General features: G+C 70.1%; 25 protein-coding genes and 1 pseudogene. 15 read left to right on the top strand and 11 right to left on the bottom strand.

Features of this window, described 5'->3' with window-relative positions:
• The first annotated feature begins 27 nt into the window (after positions 1-27).
• From SLUN_RS42320 to SLUN_RS11545, 3 genes are all read left to right on the top strand, one after another.
• On the top strand, positions 28-102 hold the full coding sequence (locus SLUN_RS42320; RefSeq protein WP_100661309.1) for a 50S ribosomal protein bL37: 75 nt from the start codon (positions 28-30) through the stop codon (positions 100-102).
• 258 nt (positions 103-360) lie between these two features.
• The gene (locus tag SLUN_RS11550) at positions 361-1821 is read left to right on the top strand and encodes an aldehyde dehydrogenase (protein ID WP_108148407.1); all 1461 of its coding nucleotides are present in this window, start codon (positions 361-363) and stop codon (positions 1819-1821) included.
• A gap of 11 nt (positions 1822-1832) precedes the next feature.
• On the top strand, positions 1833-2066 hold the full coding sequence (locus tag SLUN_RS11545; protein ID WP_108148406.1) for a ferredoxin: 234 nt from the start codon (positions 1833-1835) through the stop codon (positions 2064-2066).
• 237 nt (positions 2067-2303) lie between these two features.
• On the opposite strand, the gene SLUN_RS11535 is transcribed toward SLUN_RS11545, so the two are convergent.
• On the bottom strand, positions 2304-2924 hold the full coding sequence (locus SLUN_RS11535; protein ID WP_108148405.1) for a TetR family transcriptional regulator: 621 nt from the start codon (positions 2922-2924) through the stop codon (positions 2304-2306).
• A 198-nt stretch (positions 2925-3122) separates the two neighbouring features.
• Between SLUN_RS11535 and SLUN_RS11530 the strand changes: the two genes are divergently transcribed.
• The 3 genes from SLUN_RS11530 to SLUN_RS11520 all read left to right on the top strand — a co-directional run bounded on the left by SLUN_RS11530 (position 3123) and on the right by SLUN_RS11520 (position 6352).
• Positions 3123-4436, top strand: a complete 1314-nt coding sequence (locus tag SLUN_RS11530; RefSeq protein WP_108148404.1) for a glycosyltransferase family 4 protein — start codon at positions 3123-3125, stop codon at positions 4434-4436.
• A 102-nt stretch (positions 4437-4538) separates the two neighbouring features.
• A complete protein-coding gene (locus tag SLUN_RS11525; RefSeq protein ID WP_108148403.1) occupies positions 4539-5273 on the top strand; it encodes a class I SAM-dependent methyltransferase in 735 nt (244 codons plus the stop codon).
• Complete coding sequence (locus tag SLUN_RS11520) at positions 5270-6352, top strand: prenyltransferase/squalene oxidase repeat-containing protein (protein ID WP_108148402.1); 1083 nt, start codon at positions 5270-5272, stop codon at positions 6350-6352. The genes SLUN_RS11525 and SLUN_RS11520 overlap by 4 nt, the downstream gene beginning before the upstream one ends.
• A gap of 65 nt (positions 6353-6417) precedes the next feature.
• On the opposite strand, the gene SLUN_RS11515 is transcribed toward SLUN_RS11520, so the two are convergent.
• From SLUN_RS11515 to SLUN_RS11490, 6 genes are all read right to left on the bottom strand, one after another.
• Positions 6418-6711, bottom strand: coding sequence for a hypothetical protein (locus tag SLUN_RS11515; protein ID WP_108148401.1), 294 nt, complete (start codon positions 6709-6711; stop codon positions 6418-6420).
• A 47-nt stretch (positions 6712-6758) separates the two neighbouring features.
• Positions 6759-7769: an LLM class F420-dependent oxidoreductase gene (locus tag SLUN_RS11510; RefSeq protein ID WP_108148400.1), complete on the bottom strand. Its 1011-nt coding sequence runs from the start codon at positions 7767-7769 to the stop codon at positions 6759-6761.
• Between the two features lie 101 nt (positions 7770-7870).
• On the bottom strand, positions 7871-8674 hold the full coding sequence (locus tag SLUN_RS11505; protein ID WP_108148399.1) for a hypothetical protein: 804 nt from the start codon (positions 8672-8674) through the stop codon (positions 7871-7873).
• A 147-nt stretch (positions 8675-8821) separates the two neighbouring features.
• Positions 8822-9778, bottom strand: a complete 957-nt coding sequence (locus tag SLUN_RS11500) for an N-acetylmuramoyl-L-alanine amidase (protein WP_257153704.1) — start codon at positions 9776-9778, stop codon at positions 8822-8824.
• 241 nt (positions 9779-10019) lie between these two features.
• Positions 10020-10670: a class I SAM-dependent methyltransferase gene (locus tag SLUN_RS11495; protein ID WP_108148397.1), complete on the bottom strand. Its 651-nt coding sequence runs from the start codon at positions 10668-10670 to the stop codon at positions 10020-10022.
• A 43-nt stretch (positions 10671-10713) separates the two neighbouring features.
• Entirely contained in the window at positions 10714-11133 is a 420-nt protein-coding gene (locus SLUN_RS11490; RefSeq protein ID WP_254710305.1) for an ATP-binding protein, read from the bottom strand.
• An 84-nt stretch (positions 11134-11217) separates the two neighbouring features.
• Here SLUN_RS11490 and SLUN_RS11485 point away from each other — a divergent pair, with 84 nt between their 5' ends.
• The gene (locus tag SLUN_RS11485; protein ID WP_108148395.1) at positions 11218-12066 is read left to right on the top strand and encodes a helix-turn-helix domain-containing protein; all 849 of its coding nucleotides are present in this window, start codon (positions 11218-11220) and stop codon (positions 12064-12066) included.
• Positions 12026-12298 carry a DUF397 domain-containing protein gene (locus tag SLUN_RS11480; RefSeq protein ID WP_108148394.1) on the top strand — a complete coding sequence of 91 codons (273 nt, stop codon included), beginning with the start codon at positions 12026-12028 and terminating at the stop codon, positions 12296-12298. The genes SLUN_RS11485 and SLUN_RS11480 overlap by 41 nt, the downstream gene beginning before the upstream one ends.
• A 68-nt stretch (positions 12299-12366) precedes the next feature.
• Here the strand turns inward: SLUN_RS11480 and SLUN_RS11475 are convergent, their stop codons facing one another.
• On the bottom strand, positions 12367-12765 hold the full coding sequence (locus SLUN_RS11475) for a winged helix-turn-helix transcriptional regulator (protein ID WP_371413822.1): 399 nt from the start codon (positions 12763-12765) through the stop codon (positions 12367-12369).
• 142 nt (positions 12766-12907) lie between these two features.
• On the opposite strand from SLUN_RS11475, the gene SLUN_RS11470 reads away from it, so the two are divergent.
• Positions 12908-13870 carry an NADP-dependent oxidoreductase gene (locus SLUN_RS11470; RefSeq protein WP_108148393.1) on the top strand — a complete coding sequence of 321 codons (963 nt, stop codon included), beginning with the start codon at positions 12908-12910 and terminating at the stop codon, positions 13868-13870.
• Between the two features lie 271 nt (positions 13871-14141).
• Here SLUN_RS11470 and SLUN_RS11460 read toward each other — a convergent pair whose 3' ends face one another.
• Together SLUN_RS11460 and SLUN_RS11455 are read right to left on the bottom strand one after the other, a co-directional pair.
• Positions 14142-14639, bottom strand: a complete 498-nt coding sequence (locus SLUN_RS11460) for an MBL fold metallo-hydrolase (RefSeq protein WP_257153703.1) — start codon at positions 14637-14639, stop codon at positions 14142-14144.
• Positions 14636-15580, bottom strand: coding sequence for a LysR family transcriptional regulator (locus SLUN_RS11455; protein WP_108148392.1), 945 nt, complete (start codon positions 15578-15580; stop codon positions 14636-14638). The genes SLUN_RS11460 and SLUN_RS11455 overlap by 4 nt, the downstream gene beginning before the upstream one ends.
• Positions 15581-15695: 115 nt before the next feature.
• Between SLUN_RS11455 and SLUN_RS11450 the strand changes: the two genes are divergently transcribed.
• The 5 genes and pseudogenes from SLUN_RS11450 (at position 15696) to SLUN_RS11430 (ending at position 23411) form a co-directional block, all read left to right on the top strand.
• Positions 15696-16508, top strand: coding sequence for an inositol monophosphatase family protein (locus SLUN_RS11450; RefSeq protein WP_108148391.1), 813 nt, complete (start codon positions 15696-15698; stop codon positions 16506-16508).
• A 31-nt stretch (positions 16509-16539) separates the two neighbouring features.
• Positions 16540-17205 (top strand): annotated as a pseudogene (locus tag SLUN_RS11445) (NADPH-dependent F420 reductase); the annotation flags it as partial.
• A gap of 105 nt (positions 17206-17310) precedes the next feature.
• On the top strand, positions 17311-19461 hold the full coding sequence (locus tag SLUN_RS11440; RefSeq protein ID WP_108148389.1) for an acyl-CoA dehydrogenase family protein: 2151 nt from the start codon (positions 17311-17313) through the stop codon (positions 19459-19461).
• 10 nt (positions 19462-19471) lie between these two features.
• A complete protein-coding gene (locus SLUN_RS11435) occupies positions 19472-20662 on the top strand; it encodes a lipid-transfer protein (RefSeq protein ID WP_108148388.1) in 1191 nt (396 codons plus the stop codon).
• A gap of 430 nt (positions 20663-21092) precedes the next feature.
• Positions 21093-23411, top strand: a complete 2319-nt coding sequence (locus SLUN_RS11430; RefSeq protein ID WP_170146567.1) for a SpoIIE family protein phosphatase — start codon at positions 21093-21095, stop codon at positions 23409-23411.
• A 58-nt stretch (positions 23412-23469) separates the two neighbouring features.
• Here the strand turns inward: SLUN_RS11430 and SLUN_RS11425 are convergent, their stop codons facing one another.
• A complete protein-coding gene (locus tag SLUN_RS11425; RefSeq protein WP_108154676.1) occupies positions 23470-24102 on the bottom strand; it encodes a response regulator transcription factor in 633 nt (210 codons plus the stop codon).
• An 86-nt stretch (positions 24103-24188) separates the two neighbouring features.
• Here SLUN_RS11425 and SLUN_RS11420 point away from each other — a divergent pair, with 86 nt between their 5' ends.
• Positions 24189-24470, top strand: coding sequence for a hypothetical protein (locus SLUN_RS11420; protein ID WP_254710346.1), 282 nt, complete (start codon positions 24189-24191; stop codon positions 24468-24470).
• Positions 24471-24489: the final 19 nt, after the last annotated feature.

Genomic DNA, 24489 nt, shown 5'->3' with positions numbered 1-24489 from the left:
AAGTCCTGACTTAGGGATGTGTGCACCATGGCCAAACGAGGAAACAAGCGACGCGCCCGTAAGAAGAAGAAGGCCAATCACGGCAAGCGTCCCAACGCCTGAGCCGGCCGAGCACGCCCGAGAGCGCCGGCCGGAGACTGCCAACCGCCCGTGACCTCGACGAACGTGCGCGATCGATGGTGCCCCCTGTGCTGGTCGGCTGACCGGCCCGGCGGTCGCACAACTCGAGCAGCAGCCCCCGCCCCGTGGGAAACCACTGGTCGGGGGCTCTTTCGTCGCTGCCATTGCTCCCTGTAACTAGAACTGATATCAGTTCTGAAACAGTGTCAGATAAGCGCCGGGTCGCAGGAGGCAGCAGCCATGACCGAGCTTGTGGAACACGGAAAGCTGTTCATCGGCGGGGAGTTGACCGATCCTCTCGGCAGCGACGCCATCGAGGTCGTATCGCCCCACACCGAGCAGGTCATCGGGCGCGTCCCGCACGCCTCGCCGGCGGATGTCGACCGGGCGGTGGCCGCGGCCCGCAAGGCCTTCGACGCGGGGCCCTGGCCGCGGATGACGCTCGATGAGCGGATCGCAGTCATCACGCGGATCAAGGACGCGATCGCGGTACGGCACGAGGAGATCGCCCGCTCCATCAGCTCCCAGAACGGCTCCCCGTACTCCTGGAGCGTGCTCGCGCAGGCGCTCGGCGCGATGATGGTGTGGGACTCGGCGATCACCGTCGCGCGCGGCTATGCGCACGAGGAGCGGCGGGCGGGAGTGCTCGGGCCGATCCTCGTCCGGCGTGAGCCGGTGGGTGTGGTGGCGGCCGTCATCCCGTGGAACGTCCCGCAGTTCACCGCCGCGGCCAAGCTCGGCCCCGCGCTGCTGGCCGGCTGCACGGTCGTGCTCAAGCCCTCGCCCGAGACGCCCCTGGACTCGTACATACTCGGCGAGATCGCCCAGGAGGCGGGGCTTCCGGAGGGCGTTCTCTCGATCCTCCCCGCGGACCGGGAGGTGAGCGAGTACCTGGTCGGGCACCCCGGTATCGACAAGGTCTCCTTCACCGGGTCCGTCGCGGCCGGCAGGCGGGTCATGGAGGTCGCCTCGCGCCATCTCACCCGCGTCACACTGGAGTTGGGCGGCAAGTCGGCGGCGGTGATCCTTCCGGACGCGGATCTGGCGTCGACGGTGGCCGGGATCGTCCCGGCGGCCTGGATGAACAACGGGCAGGCGTGCGTGGCCCAGACCCGTATCCTCGCGCCGCGCAGCCGCTACGACGAGATCGCCGAGGCGTTCGCGGCGGCCGCGAGCGCTCTGGTGGTGGGCGACCCGCTGGACGCGGCGACACAGGTCGGACCGCTGGTGGCCGGTCGGCAGCAGCAGCGCTCCCTCGACTACATCAGGATCGGGCAGGAGGAAGGCGCCAAGATCATTGCGGGCGGCGGGCGTCCGGCCGGCCTGGAGCAGGGCTGGTACGTCGAGCCGACGCTCTTCGGTGGGGTCGACAACTCCATGCGCATCGCCCGCGAGGAGATCTTCGGGCCGGTGATCTGTCTGCTGCCGTACGGGGACGAGAGCGATGCGGCGAAGATCGCGAACGACTCCGACTACGGGCTCAGCGGCAGCGTGTGGACGGCGGACGTCGAGCACGGCATCGACTTCGCGCGGCAGATCAGGACGGGGACGTACAACGTCAACACGTTCAGTCTCGACATGCTCGGGCCGTTCGGAGGCTACAAGAACTCAGGCCTGGGGCGGGAGTTCGGACCCGAGGGGTACGGCGCGTACCTGGAGCACAAGATGATCCACCTGCCGGCCGGGTACGGCGAGAACTGAGGGGCGAGGCGATGGGAGACCGCTGGCATGTGGAGGTCGACCGGAGCGTGTGCATCGGCTCCGGCCTGTGCGTCGGCAACGCGCCGGACGGCTTCGAGCTCGACTCGGCGCGGCAGTCGCATCCGCGGGCGGCCGACGCGGACGCGAATGAGCGGATCCTGGCGGCGGCGGAGAGCTGTCCGGTGGAGGCGATCGCGATCACGCTGGCGGAGAGCGGGGAGCCGGTGTTCCCGCCGGAGGAGTAGGGCCCCGGGGCCTTGCCGGGTCTCCGCCCCGGACCCCGCGCCTCAAACGCCGGCGGGGCCGTCTTCGGGCGCGGCCCAGGGTCTTTCGTTTGGATCAGGCCGGATGAGTGAGCGGGGTCTGGTGCGTGCGATCGCAAGGCGGAGGAGGGAGGCATGGCGGAGCCATGCCGACCGACGACAACGCGGCGAGCGTGCGTGCCAGGGCACGCGAGCCCGGCAAGATCCAAACGAGAGGCCCTAAGGGCGCCGCGGTGTCGTCAGGTCGATCAGGCGGCACACCATCTCGATGTCGATCTTCACCTGCGCGATCGACGCCCGCCCCGAGAGCCATGTGATCAGCGCCGAGTGCCAGGTGTGCTCGATCACGCGGACCGCCGACAGCTGCTCCGGCGTCGGGTTCTCCAGCCCCATCGCGTCCAGGATGATCGCCGTCGTCTGGCGCGAGACCGTGTCCACCTCGGGGCTCACGCTGCGGTCCGCGAAGGTCAGCGCCCGCACCATCGCGTCCGCGAGATGCGGCTCGCGCTGGAGCGCGCGGAAGGCGCGCATCAGCGTCTCGGCGACCCGCTCCGCCGCGCTGTCCCCGGCCGGGGGCCGTTTCCGCAGCGCCGTGTGCATGTGCTGGAGCTGGTCCTGCATCGTGGCGACCAGCAGATGGATCTTGGAGGGGAAGTACCGGTAGAGCGTGCCGAGCGCGACGCTCGAGGACTCGGCGACCTCGCGCATCTGCACCGCGTCGAAGCCGCCGCGGCTCGCCAGCTGCGCGCTGGCGTGCAGGATGCGACGGCGGCGCGCCTCCTGCCGTTCTGTCAGGGGCGGCGACGCCGGCCCCCCTGCCGGCTTGACTTCGGCTTTCATATGTCCCGTTCCATGCGCGAGTACGGATCGCACAGCATGGCATGCCCCCGTCGTGGCGCGAATCACCTGATCCGGCCCTTACAGCAGCGCTACCTGCCGGTAGATTCGAAGCTCCTTGAACGATCAAGTCTGAAACTTGTTCTAGATTAGCGCCAGCAGTTACGCTCCGGCGAAAACGCAGTGAGAAGGGGGCCGTGAGTGACCGCTGAGGCCATAGAGGCCGGCCCTCGTACGGGCCCGTCCGGCGGCGGTGACGATCCGCTGCGCATCGCCCTCCTCACCTACAAGGGAAACCCCTTCTGCGGTGGTCAGGGCGTCTATGTACGGCACCTCTCGCGCGAGCTCGCCCGCCTCGGTCACAGCGTCGAGGTGATCGGCGCCCAGCCCTATCCCGTACTCGACGAAGGCGTGCCGCTCACCGAGCTCGGCAGCCTCGATCTGTACCGGAGCCCTGACCCCTTCCGTACGCCGAAGCGCGGTGAGTACCGCGACTGGATCGACGCCGTCGAGGTCGCGACGATGTGGACCGGCGGCTTCCCGGAACCGCTGACCTTCTCGCTGCGCGCCCGGCGCCATCTGGCCGCGCGCCGCGGTGAGTTCGACGTCGTCCACGACAATCAGACACTCGGCTACGGGCTGCTCGGCGACCTCGGAGCGCCGCTGGTCACCACCATTCACCACCCGATCACCGTGGACCGGCAGCTCGAGCTGGACGCCGCGGACGGCTGGCGCAGGCGGGCGTCCGTACGCCGCTGGTACGGCTTCACGCGGATGCAGAAGCGGGTCGCGCGGCGGCTGCCGTCCGTGCTGACCGTCTCCGGCTCCTCGCAGCAGGAGATCGTCGACCACCTCGGGGTGCGGCGGGACCGCGTCCACGTCGTCCACATCGGTGCCGACACCGACCTTTTCTCGCCGAACCCGGCGGTCGCGGAGGTGCCCGGACGGATCGTCACCACCTCCAGCGCGGACGTGCCGCTCAAGGGCCTCGTCCATCTCGTCGAGGCACTGGCGAAGATCCGTACGGAGAACCCGGCCGCGCATCTCGTCGTCGTCGGCAAGCGCGCGGAGGACGGGCCGGTCGCCCAACTGATCGAGCGCTACGGGCTCGAGGGCGCGGTCGAGTTCGTCAAGGGCATCTCCGACGTGGAACTGGTCGACCTGGTGCGCAGCGCGCAGGTGGCGTGTGTGCCGTCGCTGTACGAGGGCTTCTCGCTGCCCGCGGCGGAGGCGATGGCGACGGGCACGCCGCTTCTCGCCACGACCGGCGGCGCGATCCCGGAGGTCGCGGGCCTGGACGGCGGCACATGCCTGGCGGTCCCGCCCGGCGACGCGGGCGCGCTCGCGGCCGGCCTGGGCCGCTTGCTGGGCGACCCCGGACTGCGGGCGCGGCTGGGGGCGGCGGGCCGGGAACGCGTGCTGGAGCGGTTCACCTGGCGACAGGCGGCGATCGGCACGGCGAACCACTACCGTGAGGCGATCGCGACGAAGGCGCTCGCGGGGGGTACGGGGTGACGTGTTCCGGGCGGGCTGCCCGCCCGTATGCTGCCCCCTCGGCGGCCCCGGGCCGGCCCCACCGCCCCGTACTCGATTCCTCGACCGAGAAAGCAGGACCTCGTGCTGACCGTCGACTTCTCCCGCTTCCCCCTCGCCGCGGGTGACCGTGTGCTCGACCTGGGGTGTGGTGCGGGGCGGCATGCGTTCGAGTGCTACCGGCGCGGGGCGCAGGTCGTGGCCCTCGATCAGAACGGCGACGAGATCCGCGAGGTCGCCAAGTGGTTCGCCGCGATGAAGGAGGCGGGTGAGGCGCCCGAGGGTGCCACCGCCACCGCCATGGAGGGCGACGCGCTCAACCTGCCCTTCCCCGACGAGTCGTTCGACGTCGTGATCATCTCCGAGGTCATGGAGCACATCCCGGACGACAAGGGCGTGCTCGCGGAGATGGTGCGGGTGCTCAGGCCCGGCGGACGGATCGCCGTCACCGTGCCCCGCTACGGCCCCGAGAAGATCTGCTGGGCGCTGAGCGACGCGTACCACGAGGTCGAGGGCGGCCACATCCGCATCTACAAGGCGGACGAGCTGCTCGGCAAGATGAAGGAAGCCGGTCTCAAGCCCTACGGCACCCACCACGCGCACGCGCTGCACTCGCCCTACTGGTGGCTCAAGTGCGCCTTCGGTGTCGACAACGACAAGGTCCTGCCCGTCAAGGCGTACCACCAGCTCCTGGTCTGGGACATCATGAAGAAGCCGCTGGCCACCCGGCTCGCCGAGCAGGCGCTCAACCCGCTGATCGGCAAGAGCTTCGTGGCGTACGCGACCAAGCCGCACCTGCCCGTGGCGGCTGCCAAGTGACAAGTCCCGAGCGGACCGAACACCTCGTCCTGCCCGGAGTCCTCACCGCAGAGGAAGCCGCCGAGACCGTTGCCGGGATACTCGCCGTGCAGCGCGAGGACGGCGCGATCCCCTGGTTCCGGGGCCACCACCTCGACCCGTGGGACCACACCGAGGCCGCCATGGCGCTGGACGCGGCCGGCGAGCACGAGGCCGCGGCCCGTGCGTACGAGTGGCTGATCCGGCATCAGAACGAGGACGGGTCCTGGTACGCCGCGTACGCGGACGGTGAGGCCGACCGGCCCACCGACCGGCCCACAGACCGCGGCCGTGAGACCAACTTCTGCGCGTACATCGCCGTCGGCGTCTGGCACCACTTCCTCGCCACGGGCGACGAGATATTCCTCGACCGGATGTGGCCCGCCGTCTTCGCCGCGATCGAGTTCGTACTGGCGCTGCAGCAGCCCGGCGGCCAGATCGGCTGGAAGCGGGAGGCGGACGGCAGCCCCGTCAACGACGCGCTGCTGACCGGCAGTTCATCGATCCACCAGGCGCTGCGCTGCGCGCTGGCGATCGCGGAGGAACGCGAAGAGCCGCAGCCCGACTGGGAGTTGGCGGCGGGCGCCCTCGCCCATGCGATCTGCCGGCACCCCGAGCGTTTCCTCGACAAGAACCACTACTCGATGGACTGGTACTACCCGGTCCTCGGCGGTGCGATGACGGGCGCGGACGCCAAGTCCCGTATCGAGGGCGGCTGGGACGATTTCGTCGTGCCGGGCCTCGGGGTACGGTGCGTGCTGCCCAACCCGTGGGTGACCGGCGGCGAGAGCTGCGAACTCGCCCTGGCGCTCTGGGTGATGGGCGAGTCCGACCGGGCGCTGGAGATCCTGCAGTCCGTCCAGCATCTGCGCGTCGAAGGCGGCATGTACTGGACGGGGTACGTCTTCGAGGGCAGCCGCGCGGTGTGGCCGGAGGAGCTGACCACGTGGACGGCGGGTTCGCTGCTGCTGGCGGTGGCGGCGCTGGGGGGCGACGAGGCGACGACGGCGGTGTTCGGGGGCGAGCGGCTGCCGCGCGGGCTGGCGCCGGACTGCTGCTAGCCCCTCCCGAACCTGGGGCTCCGCCCCGGACCCCGCGCCTCAAACGCCGGCGAGGCTTGAGTTGCCTAGTGTCGGCGCAGGCGGCCGGCCACCGCGTGGCCCACGAACAGGTACACCACGGCCGCCAGGCCGTAACCCGCCACCACCCGCGCCCACGCGTCGTCGAAGGTGAACAGGTCGTAGGACCAGCCGGCCAGCCAGCGCGCGGCGTCCTGGATGAAGCCGACCAGGTCGTTGGCCCTGTTGGCGTCCAGCAGGTACATCAGGATCCAGAGGCCGAGTATGACGGCCATGACATCGGCAACGATCATGATGACCGCTGCGGCCTGATTCGTTCCGTTGCGATGAGTAGGGCTCATAAGCATCAGGTTGCCGCTTGTGAGCGTGTGAAACCCTCAAGCACGGCCTAGGAGTTCAGCTCGGCCAGTACGCGCAGGGTGTGCGCGTCCGGGGCCGTCACCAGCAGATCCGTGACCGGGCCCTTGCGCCACAACTCCAGCCGTTCCGCGATCCGTTGGCGGGGCCCGACCAGCGAGATCTCGTCGGCGAAGGCGTCCGGCACCGCCAGCACCGCCTCCTCGCGTCGGCCCTCGGCGAACAGCCGCTGGATATGGCGGGCCTCGGACTCGAAGCCCATCCTGGCCATCAGATCCGCGTGGAAGTTACGGGCGGCGTGGCCCATGCCCCCGATGTAGAAGCCGAGCATCGCCTTCACCGGCAGCAGTCCTTCGGCGACGTCGTCGCAGACTTTGGCGCGGGCCATGGGGGCGATCAGGAAGCCTTCCGGAAGGTCGGTGAGCGAGGTCTCGTACACGTCCGTCCGCAGCGGGGACCAGTACAGCGGGAGCCAGCCGTCCGCGATGCGCGTCGTCTGGGCGATGTTCTTCGGGCCCTCGGCGCCGAGCAGCAGGGGCAGTGAGGCGCGCAGGGGATGCGTGATCGGCTTGAGGGGTTTGCCGATGCCGGTGGCGTCCTCGCCGCGGTAGGGATGGGAGTGGTAGCGGCCCGCCAGCTCAACAGGGGCCTCGCGCCTGAGGACTTGGCGGATCACCTCCACGTACTCGCGCGTCGCCGTCAGCGGGCTCTTCGGGAACGGGCGGCCGTACCAGCCCTCCACCACCTGCGGCCCCGACAGGCCGAGCCCGAGCATCATCCGCCCGCCGGAGAGATGGTCCAGGGTCAGCGCGTGCATCGCGGTGGCGGTGGGGGTGCGGGCGGCCATCTGTGCCACCGCCGTGCCGAGCCGGATCCGCGAGGTGTGCGCCGCGATCCAGGTGAGCGGGGTGAAGGCGTCGGAGCCCCAGGCCTCCGCCGTCCACACGGAGTCGTAGCCAAGACGCTCGGCCTCACGGGCGAGTTCGAGATGTCTGGGGTCCGGGCCGCGGCCCCAGTAGCCGAGAGCGAGTCCGAGTCGCATGCGGGGTCCCCTCCAGCCGTACGTTTCTGACGGTGCGTCAGAGTACGGCAACGGCCCCCCGCCCGGAAGGGCGAGGGGCCGTGCTGGACCAGTGCGCGGGATCAGCCGCGCTGGATGCCCGAGGTGTCCTGCAGCACGCCACGACGGCCGTCCTGCGTCTGGGCCACCAGGCCGGGACCGCGCTGCTCGACCGCCAGGTACCAGGTACCGGGCGCGAGTTCGGCGATCGGGGTCGGCGAACCGTCCTCGCCGTACAGCGGACGGGCCACCGGCACCGCGAACCAGAACGGCGTGAAGTCGGCGGGACCGCCCGCGGCCTGCGGCGCGGCCGGAGCCGGCTGCTGCTGCTGACCCGGCTGCGGCTGGGCGCCGTAGGGCTGGGGCTGACCCTGCTGAGCGCCGTAGGGCTGCTGCTGGGCACCCGGGTAGCCGTAGCCGGCTCCGGGGACGCCCGGCTGCGCGCCGTACGGAGTCGCCGCGGGCTTCGGGGCGCCGATGAGGGCGGCCTGGAGGGCCGGGACGAGCGGGGTGGCGACCGCGGCACCGACCAGCACGAGGCTGGCGATCAAGCCGAGGATGATCGCACCGCCCGCGTCCTCCGCCTCGAACATCCACATGAGGATGACCCAGGCGGAAGCGGCGGTGAGCGCGACACCGAGCTGTCCGAGGTCCAGACCCGCGACCTTGCGGGGCTGGGGCAGCCCGCGGTTGACCACGATCAGCGCTGCGCCGACCACGCCGGGGAAGTAGCTGCCCCACCCCATCGGCGTGAACTCCCAGGTGTTCGGGACAGCGTCGCAGAGGGAGCCGGAGCAGTCGCTCGTGTTGAGGAACGAGGCGATGAACAGCAGGACCGCTGCTCCGATCACCACGCCATCGCCTCGAGTGAGGGAGCGGATGTTCACGTAAAAGTCCTTCGTCGGTCGTCTCATCGGGGCGGTCGTCGCTGCCGCCGTTACGGCGGTGTGCACGGCGCGGAGCTCGGGGGTGACTCCCCATCGTAGAGGTGAATCTATCGTCTGCCCGTTCCGGACGTCTGCCGGGTATCGGAGTTACCGGTCGAGGTAGCTGCTGATGCCGTCCGCCATTCCCTGCGCCGCTTTCTGCCGCCAGTTGGAGCTTGTCAGCAGCGCGGCGTCCTTGGGGTCACGCATATTGCCGCATTCGATGAACACCTTGGGCACGGTGGACAGATTCAGGCCGCCGAGATCCGCCCGTACGTCCAACCCCGTGCCGCCGCCCACATAGTTGGAGGGGGCGCTGCCGGTCGCGCGTACGAACTTTCCGGCGATCCGCTCGCCGAGGTCGCGCGAGGGCCCGACGATCTTCGCGGTGTCGGCCGCGCCCCCCTTGACCAGGGCGGGGAGGATCAGATGGAAGCCGCGGTTGCCGGTGGCCGAGCCGTCGGCGTGGATGGAGATGACCGCATCTGCCTTGGCCTTGTTGCCGATTTGTGCGCGTTCGTCGACGCATGGACCGAAGGTGCGGTCGTTGTCGTAGGTGAATTTGACGGTTGCGCCCTGCTTTTCGAGCAGCGTGCGAAGACGGTGTGAAACATCGAGGGTGAATTCGGCCTCGGTGTAACCGGCGTTGGTGGACGTGCCCGTCGTGTCGCATTCCTTGCGGTTCGTGCCGATATCCACGAGTTTATTGATTTCGCTCGTGTGCTGGAAATTACGAGGATTGTGCCCGGGGTCCACGACCACGACCTTTCCTGCGAGCGGCCCCGGGAGGCCCGTGGGGGCCGTGGACGCGGCGGTGGGGGAGCCGGCGGGCGCCGACGGTGTCGCCGCGGAGGGTGTGGGCGCCGGGCCCGGCTTGCCCGCGGTGGTCGACTGGCTCGGCAGCGGCAGCACCTTCGGCGGCTCGGTCTCGTCCGGGCCGCTCATCGCCTGCCAGACCAGCCACCCCGCGAGGGCGGTCGGCACCAGCGCGGCGATGACGATCGTGAGATTGCCGCGCCCGTTGCGGCGCGGCTGGGTGTGGGCCTGGTTCTCGTCGTACGACACCCTCGCGATGCTAAGCGGTGTCGGGGAAGTCCGGGTGGGTGAAGGTGGGGGTACCTCCCGTGCCCGTAGGGCTACGGGGGAGGGTCGAGGGCCGAGTCTGGCAAGGCGGAGGAAGGAGTCCACGCGGAGCGTCGGCGACTGACGACAACGCAGCCAGGCGACAGCCATCGGCCCGCGACGCCGCCCGGACTTCCCCGGGGCCGCTTAGGCCCTGTCCGCCCGACCTTGCCGGGCTCGCGACTCAGACTCCCCGGCCGGTACGGCGCAGGACGCGCAGGGAGTCGGTCACCGAGACCTCGGTGAACGCGCCGGACGCCAGTGCCCTGAGGTAGACGCGGTACGGGGCCTGGCCGGTCCACTCGTCCGCCGGGTCGGGGAAGACGTCGTGGATGACGAGGAGGCCGCCCTCGGCGACATGAGGCGCCCAGCCCTCGTAGTCCCCGCCTGCGTGCTCGTCCGTGTGGCCACCGTCGATGAACACCAGACCGAGTGGTGAACCCCACACCTTCGCGACCTGCGGGGACCGGCCGACGACCGCAATGACGTGGTCCTCAAGTCCGGCCTGGTGCAGGGTGCGGCGGAAGGTCGGCAGCGTGTCCATCCGGCCGACCTCCGGGTCCACGGTCTCCGGGTCGTGGTAGTCCCAGCCCGGCTGCTGCTCCTCGCTGCCACGGTGGTGGTCGACCGTGATCGCCGTCGTGCCCGCCTCGCGGGCGGCGTCGGCGAGCAGGATCGTCGAGCGCCCGCAGTACGTGCCCACCTCAAGCAGCGGCAGGCCGAGCCCGCCCGCCTCGACAGCCGCGGCGTACAGGGCGAGACCCTCCCGTACGGGCATGAAGCCCTTGGCCGCCTCGAAAGCGGCCAGCGTCTCCGGCTTGGGCGCGGCGGCCATGGTTCCTCCTGGTCGTACGGGGTGTCCGGCCGCCCATCGTGCCTCACACGTCGCACTCGAACCACACCGTCTTGCCTCCCGGCAGCGGCACCGTGCCCCAGCGGTCGGTCACCGCCTCGACCAGGAGCAGCCCCCGCCCGCCCTCGTCGAGCTCCTCGCCCCTGCACTCGGGGCGCACCGGACGCGGGCACCCGGCGTGCTCGTCCGCCACTTCCACCCTCAGTCCGTCCGGCCGCCGCAGGATGAGCAGCGTGCAGTGCCTGCCGGGCACATGCTGGACGACATTGGCGACCAGCTCGGTCAGCGCCAGCTCGGCGTCGTCGGTGAGCCCGGCCATGTCCCAGCGGGTCAGGAACGTCCGCAGGATGCGCCGCAGATGCCGAGCCGAGTGAGCACCCACGGTGAAGCCCATGCGGTAGCTGTCGCTGATTCCCGCTGGTGGGCTGTCAGTTGCGTGATTCATGTCACCAGGGTGGAGGGGCGCGGTTACGCTCGGCTACGAACGGAAACGAACGCCGCGAGGCGTGAGCTTGGGGGTGACCGCCACATGGTCAATATCCGCGACCTTGATCCCAGCGCATCGCCGCTGGACTACTACGGCTCCGAATTACGCCGCCTGAGAGAGGACGCCGGGCTGAAGCAGGGCGAGCTCGGCTGCTGTGTCTTCTGTACGGCGTCACTGATCGGCCAGATCGAGACGGCGCGGAAGGTGCCGACGCGGGACTTCTCGGAACGGGTGGACGCGGCGCTGGGGACGGGCGGGGTGTTCTCGCGGCTGGTGGGGCTGGTGTTGCGCAGTCAGTTGCCGAACTGGTTCCAGGCGTACGCGGAGATGGAGGCGCGGGCGGCGTACATCTACTCCTACCAGGCTCAGTTGGTCGATGGCCTGGTGCAAACCGAGGTGTACGCACGGGCCGTGCTGGGTGTACGGAACGAGGAGAATCTCGACGCGAAGGTGGCCGCTCGGATGGAGCGGCAACGCATCCTCGACCGTGAAAGTCCGCCGCTGAGCTGGGTGGTGCTGAGCGAGGCAGTCCTGCATCAGGAGATTGGTGGCCCTGACGTCATGCGGAACCAACTGGCCCACCTGTTGGAACTGCGGGGGCGGGAGTGGGTGAAGGTGCAGATCCTGCCCTTCGATGCCGGTGCGCACGCGGGGCTGCCGGGCTCGTTCAGCCTCTTGCGATTCGAGGACGACCCGGATCTCGTCTACACCGAGGACTTCGTCCAGGGCCATATGACGGCCAATCCGCAAGTTCTCAGGGAGGGTTCACTCCGTTACGATCACTTGCAGGCCGCCGCGCTCTCCGTGGAGGATTCGGCGGCATTGATCGCCCGCGTAATGGAGGAGCGTTATGGGGACCAACCAGAACCTGACGGGCGCCCAGTGGCGTAAGTCGTCGTACAGCGGCGACACCGGCGGCGCCTGCGTCGAGTGCGCCCCGCTCGGCGCCGCCGCCTGGCGCAAGTCGTCGTACAGCTCTGACACCGGTGGCCAGTGCGTCGAGGTCGACGCTCAGCCCTGCCGTATCGCCGTTCGTGACTCCAAGAACCCTGACGGCCCCGCCTTCACCGTCACCCCCGCCGCCTTCGCGGCCTTCGTCGCTGCCCTGTCCGATCGAGTGTGACCTGCGATTCGCAAGGCGCGGAGTAGTGCTCCGCAAGCTGTGACCGGCCGCGACGGCCGGACCGGCGGCTACTTCGCGACCGACGGCTCCGGCTCCTCGTGGCCCGGCACGCTGGTGGCGTTGTCGAGGTTTTCCTCCACCCAGGTCCGCAGGAGACGCAGCGGCACGGCTGCGCCTTGGCCGAGCTCAGTCAGGGCGTACTCCACGTGCAGGGGCACGGCAGGGTAGACGGTGCGGTCGACGAGCCCGGTGTCCTCCAGGCGTCGCAGGGTCTGGGTGAGCACCTTGGGGCTGACGCCCTGCAGGAGCCGCTGCAGGGCGCCGAAACGCAGCGGGCCGTCTTCGAGAGCTCCGATGGCGAGGGCTGACCACTTGTTCGCCAGCAGGTCCAGCATGGCGCGGCAGGGGCACTGGGCCGCGTAGACGTCGTGGTGGGCGTGCTGCCCGTTCTGGCAGTCAATGGTCACGGGAACGCTCCTCAGCAGCATGCTTCCCATCGGGAAGTAGGTTCCCTTGATGGTAACTACCTCCCTGGGGATACGGTCAAGCCCACCGGGCGGAGGGCCGATAAAGGGGCCTTTCGGCATTTTTGTTCAAGGGAGAAGACTCATGTCCTCGATGCGCGCGGTCGTGCAGCACGCCTTCGGCGGCCCCGACGTCCTGCGGGTGGAGGAGGTGCCCCGGCCCGTGCCGCTTCCGACCGAGGTCCTGGTGCGGGTGCACGCCGCCGGGATCAACCCGGTCGACTGGAAGACCCGGGGTGGCGGCGGCATGGCCGGCGTGCTCGGCGAGCCGCCGCTGACCCTGGGCTGGGACGTCTCCGGCGTCGTGGAGGAGACCGGCTTCGGCGTGACCACCCTCAAGCCCGGCGACGAGGTCTACGGCATGCCGTGGTTCCCCCGCGCGGCCGGCGGCTACGCCGAGTACGTCACCGCCCCCGCCCGCCAGTTCGCCCGCAAGCCCGCGAGCATCAGCCACGAGCAGGCCGCCGCTGTACCGCTGGCAGCCCTCACCGCCTGGCAGGCCCTGGTCGACACCGCCGACGTCCGCCCCGGCCAGCGTGTGCTGATCCATGCCGCCGCCGGCGGCGTCGGACACTTCGCCGTCCAGTTCGCCAAGCACCTGGGCGCCCACGTCACCGGCACCGCCAGCAGTGCCCGCCACGACTGGCTCACCGCACTCGGCGCCGACGAACTCATCGACTACACCACCGTCCGCTTCGAGGACGCCGCCAAGGACATCGACGTCGTCATCGACCTCGTCGGTGACGGGCACTTCAACACCAGCACCCGCTCGTTGGACGTGCTGCGCCCCGGCGGACTGATCGTCGCGATCCCCGGCGGCGTCTCGCCCGAACTCCTCCAGGAGGCCCAGTCCCGGGGGCTGCGCACCAGCGCCTTCCTCGTCGAGCCCGACGGCCCGGCCCTGACCCGCATCGCCGAACTCATCGACGCCGGCGAGGTGAGCGTGGAGGTCGAGGAGGTCTTCCCGCTGGAGCAGGCCGCCCAGGCCCACACCCGCGGCGAGAGCGGCCGCACCCGCGGCAAGCTCGTCCTGCGCGTCACCTCCTGACCTCCGCTAGGGCGGGTTTTAGAAGTCCCGCCTGCCCCGCGACGCCTGGCACGCACACTCGCGATGTTGTCGGAGTCGCCCAAGTACGTCCAGTACGAGGGCGATCCTCCGCCTTGCGATTGCACGCACCAGACGCCGCAGGGCCCGCCCTCCGGGCGGACGGCGCTACTTCAAAAACCCGCCCTAGTCGCCGCCCACGCCACCCGGCGGCAGCACGGTGCACCACGCAAAGCCGCACAGGTCGGCCTTCATCCTCGCCACCTGAGCCGGGTCATGACCTGGGGGCGCTGAACGGCGCCCACTTCTTGATGGCGAAGGATGAGCCGTCACGGCGGACCTCAGCGGCTCCCGGGCCGGTGAAGTGCGCGGGGATGAGCAGGGCGTTGGTGTCCGCGGCGTACTCGAGGACACGCCGACGGGAGTTCGCCGCAGCCTGCTGATCCGCGCTCAGGCACGTATCGACGTGCGGCTCGAGGATCTGGAGGGGAGTGTGGATCAAGTCTCCGACAAACAGGGCCCGTTCGGTACCGGACCGCAGGTGAAGCACCGCTGAGCCCGGCGTGTGCCCAGGGGCGGGTTCCAGCCGGATATTGCCGTCGATGCGATGAGAGGTCTCCCACAGCAAGGTCTGGCCGGCGCGGTGAACGGGATCGATGCTGTCCTCGAACCGGCACCAGCAAGTGTCCTGTCCGACTGAACGTTGCGAGCACTGATGTCCACGAGAACGGGAGTCAGCTGCCGCAGGCTTTTCCCCGGGCTTGTCCGTCACTGCCCGGTCCGGTTGGTGAGGGGCTGTTGAGAGGCGGCCGGTGGTGCGAATAGTGCCTGGACGGTTGCGGTGGCCAGGTCTCGCAGCCAGGTGTGGGCGCGGTCGTTGTCGTAGCGCTGGTGCCACAGCAGGTACAGGGGGACGTCGGGCAGCGGGAGTGGCGGCGGCAGTGTGGCCAGGCCGAGTTGTTCCCGGGCCGTGCGGGTGACCGCGTCGGGGAGGGTGACGACCAGGTCGGAGTCGAGGGCGAGTTGCAGTGCGAAGGCGGCGGTGGGCCCGGCGGCGACGACGCGTCGTTCGAGGCCGCGTGTGGTCAGGGCATCATCGATCGGGTCGCGCAGGCTTCCGCGCCGCGAAACGGTGAGGTGTTCGGCGGCTGCGTAACGCTCAAGGCTCAGCGGGCCTGCGGTGAGCGGGTGGCCCGGGCGGACGGCGACGACCAGCCGGTCCCTGCCGACGAGGCGGTGGCGGATGTCGGGGAGCGTCGGAGCGCTGGAGCTTGATTCGAGGTCGACCTCACCCCGGCGCAGCTCGGCGTCGTCCGTCCCGGGTTCGGCGGACAGGCGCAGCCGGACGCCGGGGGCCTGATGGTGGACGGCCGTGGTCAAGGCGGTGCCGCGTGCGGCGGTCAGGGCGTCGTGCCAGCGCACGGTGAATACCCGCTCCAGAGCTGCCAGGTCGAGTTCCTGCTGTGCGGACAGAAGTTGGTGGGCCTGTTGCACGAGGGCGTGGACCTCGGCCCGCGTGGCCAGCGCGCGGGTGGTGGGGACCATGCTGCGGCCGGTGCGGACGAGGATCTGGTCACCGGTGGCTTTGCGGATGCGGCCCAGGGAGCGGCTCATCGCCGGTGCGGTGACGTGGAGGCGGGCTGCAGCGCCGGCAACGCTGCCCTCTTCCAGCAGGGCGTCCAGGGCCGTGAGCAGGTTCAGATCCAGTTGCATGACAGTAACTCTACAAGTAACAAGCGTGCACTTGTTGTTAATAACCAAGCGGCCTACCTTCGAAGTGCGGGGGCGAGTCAACCGCCCCGCTTCGACCGATCCAGGGAGCCCACCCATGAGCACAATCATGCCTTTCGCCGCCGACGCGACCCTCCTGTCCGACGTGACAGCTGCGGTGAAGACCGCCGGCGCCACGCTGCGCGACCGCCACACCTCGCACACCCGGGGCGTGACTATGGACGAGGTCGTCGGCGAGATCCACGCCAACGACGAAGCGGTGCTGGACGTGCTGCGGGAACCGCTGCTGCGGGCCCGGCAAGGGTCGCAGTGGGCCGAGGACGAGCTGGCCGGCGGCGCGCTCCCGCCCGGGGAGTGGTGGGTCGTCGACCCCGCCGAGGGCAACATCAACCACGTCCACGGCATGGACGACTGGGCCGTCACCGCCACCCTGGTCCGCGACAACCAGCCGGTACTCACCGTCGTCCACCTGCCGCTGACCGGCGACACCTACACCGCAGTCGCCGGCGGCGGTGCCCGCCTCAACGACCGTCCCCTGAAGGTGTCCGCCAAGACCGACCTGGGCGCCGCGCTCATCGGCACCGGCCAGGCCAAGCCCGGCGAGGACGAGCGAACCTTCCGGCGGATCGGTGACTCCGTCACCGCCATGCTCATCAACGGCCTGGTCGTGCGCGTGTCCGTTCCCGCCACGATGCAGCTCATCCACGTCGCCGCCGGACGCATGGACGCATTCTGGCAGTTCTCCGACGTCCGCTCCGGCCTGGTCGCCGGCGCCCTGCTGGTCTCCGAGGCCGGAGGCACCGTCACCGACCTGACGGGCGAACCCTGGAACACCGGCAGCCGCGACTTCCTGGCCGCCGCCCCCGGCATCCACGGCGCCGCCCTCAAGGTCCTCTCGCCGATCGCCTGACCGGAAGTCTCCGCTCTCTTCCCCACCCCGATACCGCAAGGAGCATCACCGCATGACCAACATCGGCATCCTGGGCGCCGGCCGCGTCGGCACCAACCTCGCCGGCAAGCTCTCCGCAGCCGGACACCATGTCACCCTCGGCGGCCGGAGCCCCGAAGACACCGCCGCCCGCACCATTGGGCTCGCCCCGCCGGTCGCCTTCGCCGACCAGCGCACCACTGCCCGCACCGCGGACATCGTGATCAACGCGACGCCCGGCGACAGCACCCTGGACCGCCTCACCGACCTGCGCACTGAGCTCTCCGGAAAGATCCTCATCGACGTCTCCAACGCCACCCGCGACGCCGCTGACGGCCTGCCCGGCGACCTGTGCTATCCCGGCAGCAGCCTCGCCGAGAAGCTCCAGGCCGCGCTCCCCGACACCCATGTGGTCAAGACTCTCAACACCATGCTTTTCATGGTCATGACCGCTCCCGAGGCCCTGGCCACCCCACCGACCGCCTATCTCTCGGGCGATGACGAACACGCGAAGAGGACTGTCACCGGCCTGCTCGGCGACCTGGGCTGGCGGCCCGAACGGATCGAGGACCTCGGCGACATCAGCACAGCCCGCGCCACCGAGGCCATGATCCTGGTCGTGCCCCACATCCTGCGCCGACACGGCTTCAAGCCCTTCGCCGTCTCCCTCGCCCGCTGACTCACCAAGACGGGCTTTCGACCAAAACCAGGTAGGGGTCTGTCCAATGCGATGCGCGGTGTATCTGACCTTCCGTCAGATTGGAACGTGTTCTAGTCTGCCCGCATGGGCATCGGAATCACGCATGAGCAGCGCGCGTTGGCCGAGTCGGTGCGTGGCTGGCTCGCCCGCGCCGTGCCGCCCGAGGAAGTGCGCAAGCTGCTCGACGCGCCCGGTGCAGAGGTCGGGCGGCCCGGGTACTGGGACGGTGCGGCGGAGCAGGGCATCCTCGGCCTGCACCTTGCCGAAAAGTACGGCGGCGGGGGCGGGACGGTGCTCGACCTCGCCGTCGTACTGGAGGAGACGGGCCGGGCCGCGCTGCCGGGGCCGTATCTGCCCAGCGTGCTCGCGTGCGCCGTGCTGGCCCGCGCCGGCCGGGGGGATCTGGCGGCCGCGCTCGCGGGAGGGGAGCGCATCGCGGCCGTCGCCCTCGGTCCCGGGACGCTGACCGCCACCGGGACCCCGGACGGCTTCCGGCTCGACGGCACCGCGCCGCCTGTCCTCGGCGGCGGGCAGGCCGATCTGCTCGTACTCGAAACCGGCACCGGCTGGCTCGTGGTGGACGCGGAGGCGCTCACCGTCCGCGTGCAGGAGAGCGCCGACCCGACCCGGCCGACCGCCGAGGTCACCGCCCATGGCGTGACCGTGCCCCGGGACCGCGCACTGGACATCGACACCGCTCTCGTACGGGACCTTGCCTGCGTGTTGTTCGCGGCCGAAGCGTGCGGAACTGCCGCCTGGGCCCTGCACGCCGCCGCCGAGTACGCCAAGGTTCGTGAGCAGTTCGGGCGGCCCATCGGACAGTTCCAGGCGGTCAAGCATCTGTGCGCCGACATGCTGGTGCGCGTCGAGCAGGCCCGCGCGCTGGCGTGGGACGCGGCACGCGCCGTGGACGAGGCCGCCGACGTACGGGGTCTGGTGGCATCGCTCGCCGCCGGGGCCGCGCTGGACGCCGCGTACTCCTGCGCCAAGGACTGCATCCAGGTGCTCGGCGGGATCGGCTTCACCTGGGAGCACGACGCGCATCTGTATCTGCGCCGGGCTCTCGTCGCGCGCCAGTTGCTGGGGCCGGGGGACAGCCATCGGCTGCGGGCGGTCCGGCTCGCGGCGGGCGGGGCGCGGCGGGAGCTGCGGCTGGAGCTGCCGGCGGAGGCCGCGAGCTACCGGGGACCGGCCCGGGCGGTGGCCGAGAGCGTACGAGGGCTCGACCCGGCCGCCGTACGCAGGGAGCTCGCACCCACCGGGTATGCCGCCCCGCATCTGCCGGCGCCGTACGGACTCGGCGCGGGAGCGGTCCAGCAGCTCGTCGTACAGGAGGAGTTGCGGGCCGCCGGGGTGCAGGTGAGCGACCTCGGGATCGCGACCTGGGTGGTGCCCTCGCTCCTCGCGTACGGGACGCCCGCCCAGCAGGAGCGATACCTGCGGCCGACACTGCGCGGCGAACTGCGCTGGTGCCAGTTGTTCTCCGAGCCGGGAGCCGGATCGGACCTGGCGAGTCTGCGGACCCGGGCCGAGAAGACCCCGGACGGCTGGCTCGTCAGCGGCCAGAAGGTGTGGACTAGCTCCGCCCAGCGGGCCGACTACGGCATTCTGCTGGCCCGTACCGACCCCGAGGCACCCAAGCACAAGGGGCTCACCTACTTCGTCGTCGACATGAAGCGGACGGACGGAATCGACATCCGGCCGCTGAAGGAGATCACCGGGGACTCCCTCTTCAACGAGGTGTACTTCGACGGTGCGCTGCTGCCCGACGACGCGGTCGTGGGGACGATCGGGGAGGGCTGGAAGGTCGCCCGCAACACCCTCGGCAACGAACGCGTCCACATGGCCGACCAGATGGCCTTCGACACGGGTCTTGAGGCACTGCTCGCGCGGGCGCCCGGCCTGGGCGGCGCGGACCGCCTGCGGATCGGGGCGGTGGCCGCAGAGGCGCACGCCCTCGCCTGCATCGGACTGAGGACCACGATGCGGCAGGTGTCCGGGCTCGAACCGGGCGCGGGCGCGTCCGTACGCAAACTCGTCCAGACCGTGCACCAGCAGAAGACCGCCGAGCTCGGACTCGAACTGCTCGGACCCGCAGGCGCGTTGAGCGAGGGCGCGGGCGCGCGGGCCGTGCACGGCTTTCTCATGTCGCGTTGCCTGACCATCGCGGGCGGCACCACGCAGGTACAGCTCAATGTCGTCGCCGAGCGCATCCTCGGCCTGCCCAGGGACTGAGAGGAAGACCATGAAGGCGTACATCGTCGGGGTCGGGACGACGAAGTTCGAGAAGCCCGAGTCGAGGGACTGGCAGTACTGGGACATGGCGAGGGAGGCGGGGACGCAGGCGCTTGCCGATGCGGGGATCTCGTACGACCTCGTCGAGCAGGTGCCCGTCGGGTACTGCTTCCAGGCGTCGACAGCGGGCCAGCGGGCGGCGTACGAACTCGGCCTGACCGGTGTACCCGTCTACAACGTCAACAACAACTGCGCGACCGGGGCGACGGTGCTGATGATGGCGCGGCAGTTCGTCGAGGGCGGCATCAGCGACTGCGTACTGGCGCTCGGGTTCGAGAAGATGACCCGCGGGGCGCTCGGGGCGGGTGCGGACGGCGGAAGCTTCGCCACGTCACCCGTCGCCCGGCACTACGGCGTCATGGCCGGCGCCCACGGCTTCGAGATGTCCCCGCCCACCGCGCAGATCTTCGGCAACGCCGCCCGCGAGCACATGGAGCGGTACGGCACGACCGAGGCGCAGCTCGCCGCCGTCGGCGCCAAGAACCACCGGCATTCGGCGAACAACCCAGACGCCCAGTTCCAGGACGTGTACTCGGTCGACGAGATCCTCGCCGCGAAGACGATCCACCGGCCGCTGACCAAGCTCCAGTGCTCGCCCACATCGGACGGCGCGGCTGCGGCTCTCGTCGTGTCCGAGCGTTTCGTGGTCCGGCACGGGCTGCACGACAAGGCCGTGGAGATCGCCGCCCAGGCCATGACCACCGACACCGAGGAGTCCTTCGCCTCCGGCTCCTGCATCGACGTCGTCGGCAAGCCGATGTCGCGGCAGGCCGCACGGAGCGTGTACGAGAAGTCCGGGCTCGGGATCGAGGACGTCGACGTCATCGAGCTGCACGACTGCTTCTCCATCAACGAGCTGCTGACGTATGAGGCGCTCGGCATGTGCGCGGACGGCGAGTCCGGCAAGCTCGTGGAGAGCGGGGCGACGACGTACGGCGGCCGGTGGGTGGTCAACCCCTCCGGCGGACTGATCTCCAAGGGCCATCCGCTCGGCGCGACCGGTCTGGCCCAGGCGGCCGAACTGGTCCGGCAGTTGAGGGGAGAGGCGGCGCGACGGCAGGTGGCGGACGCGCGGGTGGGGCTCGCGCACAACATCGGGCTGGGCGGGGCGGCGGTGGTGACGCTGCTGCGGAAGGGCTAAGCGGCCCCGGGGAGGTCCGGGCGGCGTCGCGGGCCGATGGCTGTCGCCTGGCTGCGTTGTCGTCAGTCGCCGACGCTCCGCGTGGACTCCTTCCTCCGCCTTGCCAGACTCGGCCCTCGACCCGCTCCTTCACCCACCCGGACTTCCCCGACACCGCTTAGTGCACATCTCGGAAGCGACGTCATCCGCCCTTTTAGCTCCTCGACGTGGTCGGCAACGACGTGTTGCCGGCGATCCGGCGCGAGCATGCTCGCGGTCCAGGTCGGCCAACTTCCCGATGGGCAGTGACCGTGTCGGCAGACGGTCACCGGGGTGCTGTTGGCGGACAGGTTCGGCCGTTGTGAAGCCAGTAAGCGACATGTTGCAGCGGGCGCGGTCCAGGTGTACTGGGATGGGCCGATTCACGGTAGTCGGCACGTCTGGGGCGGACATGAGTGACTTTGTTGGAGCGGCATCGGCCCGGTCCGCGGATGCGGCGGCCGGGAAGCATTGTCTGTGTGGTGCCGAGGCTCACGAAGGCGAGCCGGGAGGCGCCGAGGATCGGTTCCGGGGTCTGCTGGAGGCGGCACCGGACGCCATGATCATCGTCGACGACACCGGCACCATCAAGCTCGTCAACGCGCAGACGGAAGCTCTGTTCGGCTACCAGCGCGAGGAACTGCTGGGTCACCCTGTCGAGTTGCTTGTCCCGGGCCGTTTCCGCGTCCACCACGCCGACCATCGGGACGGCTACGCCAACAACCGCCAAGTGCGTCCCATGGGTGCGGGGTTGGAACTGCACGGACTGCGCAAGGACGGGACTGAGTTCCCTGTCGAAATCAGTCTCAGTCCGCTGGAAACCACTGACGGCCTTCTTGTGTCCGCCGCCGTCCGCGACGTCAGCGACCGCAAAGCCGCCGAGGATCGGTTCCGGGGTCTGCTGGAGGCGGCACCGGACGCCATGATCATCGTCGACGACACCGGCACCATCAAGCTCGTCAACGCGCAGACGGAAGCTCTGTTCGGCTACCAGCGCGAGGAACTGCTGGGTCACCCTGTCGAGTTGCTTGTCCCGGGCCGTTTCCGCGTCCACCACGCCGACCATCGGGACGGCTACGCCAACAACCGCCAAGTGCGTCCCATGGGTGCGGGGTTGGAACTGCACGGACTGCGCAAGGACGGGACTGAGTTCCCTGTCGAGATCAGTCTCAGTCCGCTGGAAACCACCGGCGGCCTTCTTGTGTCCGCCGCCGTCCGCGACGTCAGCGACCGCAAAGCCGCCGAGGAACGCATCGCCGAACTCGCCGCGCTCGTCGAGTCCTCCCAGGACGCGATCCTCGCCAAGACCCTCGACGGCCACATCACCTACTGGAACGCCGCCGCCCAGCGGCTGTACGGCTACACCCGGGCCGAGGTCATGGGCCAGCACGTGTCCCTGCTCGCCCCGCCCGAACGCCGGGACGAGATCACCGTACTCATGGACCGGCTGCGTAACGGAGAGAAGGTCGAGCACTTCGAGACCCTGCGCCTCACCCGCTCCGGCGGCCTGCTGGACGTCGACATCACCCTCTGGCCCACCCGCGCCGCGAACGGCACAGTCACCGGCACATGCGCCATCGTCCGCGACATCAGCGACCGCAAGCAGGCCGAGGCGGAACTGACCGTCCTCTACGAGCAGCAGCGCCACATTGCCCTCACCCTGCAGCGCAGCCTGATGGGTACCCCGCCCGCCATCCCAGGCCTTGCCACCGCCAGCCGCTACCGGCCCGCCACCCAGGGCGCCGGGGTCGGCGGCGACTGGTTCGACCTCGTCCCACTCGGGGCCGGCCGGGTAGGCGTCCTGATCGGCGACGTGATGGGCCGCGGCCTGGAAGCCGCCGCCGTCATGGGCCAGTTGCGCTCCGCCGCGCACGCCCTGGCCAAGACCGGCATGCAACCCCGACAGCTCATGCAGGCCCTGGACACGTGCGTCGCCGACCTGGACGTCCCCGACCAACTGGTCACCTGCTGCTATCTGGTCATCGCCGCCGACGCAGGCGAGGTCACGGTCTGCTCGGCCGGCCATCTGCCCACCCTGATCGCCACCCCCGGCGAAGGCGCCCGGGCGCTTCCGGCGCCCGTGAACGCACCCCTTGGCGTCGGGGACGTCCTTTACGAGCAGTCCAGCGCCGTCATACCGCCCGGCGCCACCCTCGTGCTCTACACCGACGGCCTGATCGAAACCCCCGGCAGCGACATCGAGGATCAACTCGCCGAGCTCACCACCACCCTGAGCGACCTCTTCGCCACCACCCCCGATCTGGAGGCCGCCGCCGATCACGTCCTGGCCACCCTGTTGCCCGACGTCGAGGGCCACAACGACGACGTCACCCTGCTGCTGACCCGGCTGCCCGACGCGCCCCTGGCCGCCGTCACCACCGACCTGCCCGCAGTCCCCGACTCCGTGCCCGAGGGCCGCGCCTTCCTCAGCAAGGCCCTCACCTCCTGGGACTGCACCGAAGTCGCGGACGAGGCACGGCTCCTGCTCTCCGAGGTCCTGACCAACGCCGTCCAGCACGCCCAGGGACCCATCGGCCTGCACCTGCGCCGCACCGCCACTGATCTCACCGTTGAGGTCGGCGACCGCAGCCCTCATCTGCCCCAGCCCCGGCTCGCGGCCGAGGACGAGGAGTCCGGCAGGGGACTGATCCTCGTCCGTGCCCTCGCCGACAGCTGGGGAGTGCGTCCCACCGACGATGGCAAGACCACCTGGTTCACCCTCGAGCTGTAAGTGGAAACGACACTCTGAGCCGCTGCCCGTTCGCACGGGCCGGATGTGTGGCCCCGCCCTACAGCCAGCCCTGCCGCCGTGCCGTCCGCACCGCCTCCGCGCGGTTCCGCGTGCCCGTCTTGCCGATCGCCGACGACAGATCGTTCCGTACCGTCGATTCGGACAGACGCAGCGTCCCCGCGATGCCGGACACCGTCGCCCCGTCCACCGACGCGTTCAGCACATCCCGCTCGCGCGCGGTGAGCGGGCTCGGGGCCGCGCTCAGGGCCGCCGCCGACAGGGCCGGGTCGATGACCGTCTCGCCGGTCAGGACCTTTCGGATCGCTCCGGCCAGTTCCTCCACGGGCCCGTCCTTGATCAGGAACCCCGCGGCCCCGGCCTCCATCGCACGGCGCAGATAGCCCGGCCGTCCGACGGTGGTGAGGATCAGTACCCGGCAGTCGGGCACCTCGTCCCGCAGATCGGCGGCCGCGTCCAGCCCGCTGCGGCCCGGCAGTTCGATGTCCAGCAGGGCCACATCGGGCCGTGAGGTGAGGGCCGCATCGACGATGGCGTCGCCCCTGCCGACCTGCGCGACCACCTCGATGTCCGGCTCAAGGCCGAGCAGCAGCGCGAGGGCGCCGCGCATCATGCCCTGGTCCTCGGCGAGGAGGACACGTACGGACTTGGCGGGCCGGTGGTCCTGGGGCATCTCCTCCACGACTCCAGGGTATGGCGGCCGGGCACTACACGAACGTCGAGATCGTCTACAGGAGGAAGAAGCAGGAAGGAGGACGGATGCTGGACGCCGATGACATGGTGAGGACACTCCGGAGGCTGAGAGCAGAAGGGGCGGGTTTCTGCGCCCTGATCGAAGCCCTCAGGCGCGACGAAGAGTTCCGGCTGACCCCGCTCCGCCTGATGTGGGCCTTCCAGGAGGCGCTCGGGCTCCCCTGGGTGCAGTTCCGCGATCACCTTCTGGAGTGCCTCGACGCCGACCTCCGGCCCCTCGTCCCCGAGGACGAGATCGACCGCAGGGCCGAGGCGCTGCTCTCCCGCTACGTGACCGGGGAGCGGTAGCCGACGGGACGGAAGGGGC

Origin of the sequence: Streptomyces lunaelactis (genome assembly GCF_003054555.1) — a bacterium.
Classification (GTDB): domain Bacteria; phylum Actinomycetota; class Actinomycetes; order Streptomycetales; family Streptomycetaceae; genus Streptomyces; species Streptomyces lunaelactis.
Note: the sequence above shows the minus strand (reverse complement) of the source record. Positions and strands in the feature narration are given on the sequence as shown.

Excerpts from the sequence above, each read along its gene's own strand:
- SLUN_RS11425 (WP_108154676.1), bottom strand. The coding sequence starts at position 24,102 with ATGCCCCAGGACCACCGGCCCGCCAAGTCCGTACGTGTCCTCCTCGCC.
- SLUN_RS11545 (WP_108148406.1), top strand. The coding sequence starts at position 1,833 with ATGGGAGACCGCTGGCATGTGGAGGTCGACCGGAGCGTGTGCATCGGC.
- SLUN_RS11510 (WP_108148400.1), bottom strand. The coding sequence starts at position 7,769 with ATGCGACTCGGACTCGCTCTCGGCTACTGGGGCCGCGGCCCGGACCCC.
- SLUN_RS11440 (WP_108148389.1), top strand. The coding sequence starts at position 17,311 with ATGGGCATCGGAATCACGCATGAGCAGCGCGCGTTGGCCGAGTCGGTG.
- SLUN_RS11495 (WP_108148397.1), bottom strand. The coding sequence starts at position 10,670 with ATGGCCGCCGCGCCCAAGCCGGAGACGCTGGCCGCTTTCGAGGCGGCC.
- SLUN_RS11455 (WP_108148392.1), bottom strand. The coding sequence starts at position 15,580 with ATGCAACTGGATCTGAACCTGCTCACGGCCCTGGACGCCCTGCTGGAA.
- SLUN_RS11470 (WP_108148393.1), top strand. The coding sequence starts at position 12,908 with ATGTCCTCGATGCGCGCGGTCGTGCAGCACGCCTTCGGCGGCCCCGAC.
- SLUN_RS11485 (WP_108148395.1), top strand. The coding sequence starts at position 11,218 with ATGGTCAATATCCGCGACCTTGATCCCAGCGCATCGCCGCTGGACTAC.
- SLUN_RS11480 (WP_108148394.1), top strand. The coding sequence starts at position 12,026 with ATGGGGACCAACCAGAACCTGACGGGCGCCCAGTGGCGTAAGTCGTCG.
- SLUN_RS11515 (WP_108148401.1), bottom strand. The coding sequence starts at position 6,711 with ATGAGCCCTACTCATCGCAACGGAACGAATCAGGCCGCAGCGGTCATC.
- SLUN_RS11430 (WP_170146567.1), top strand. The coding sequence starts at position 21,093 with ATGAGTGACTTTGTTGGAGCGGCATCGGCCCGGTCCGCGGATGCGGCG.
- SLUN_RS11435 (WP_108148388.1), top strand. The coding sequence starts at position 19,472 with ATGAAGGCGTACATCGTCGGGGTCGGGACGACGAAGTTCGAGAAGCCC.
- SLUN_RS11420 (WP_254710346.1), top strand. The coding sequence starts at position 24,189 with ATGCTGGACGCCGATGACATGGTGAGGACACTCCGGAGGCTGAGAGCA.
- SLUN_RS11450 (WP_108148391.1), top strand. The coding sequence starts at position 15,696 with ATGAGCACAATCATGCCTTTCGCCGCCGACGCGACCCTCCTGTCCGAC.
- SLUN_RS11490 (WP_254710305.1), bottom strand. The coding sequence starts at position 11,133 with ATGAATCACGCAACTGACAGCCCACCAGCGGGAATCAGCGACAGCTAC.
- SLUN_RS11535 (WP_108148405.1), bottom strand. The coding sequence starts at position 2,924 with ATGAAAGCCGAAGTCAAGCCGGCAGGGGGGCCGGCGTCGCCGCCCCTG.
- SLUN_RS11550 (WP_108148407.1), top strand. The coding sequence starts at position 361 with ATGACCGAGCTTGTGGAACACGGAAAGCTGTTCATCGGCGGGGAGTTG.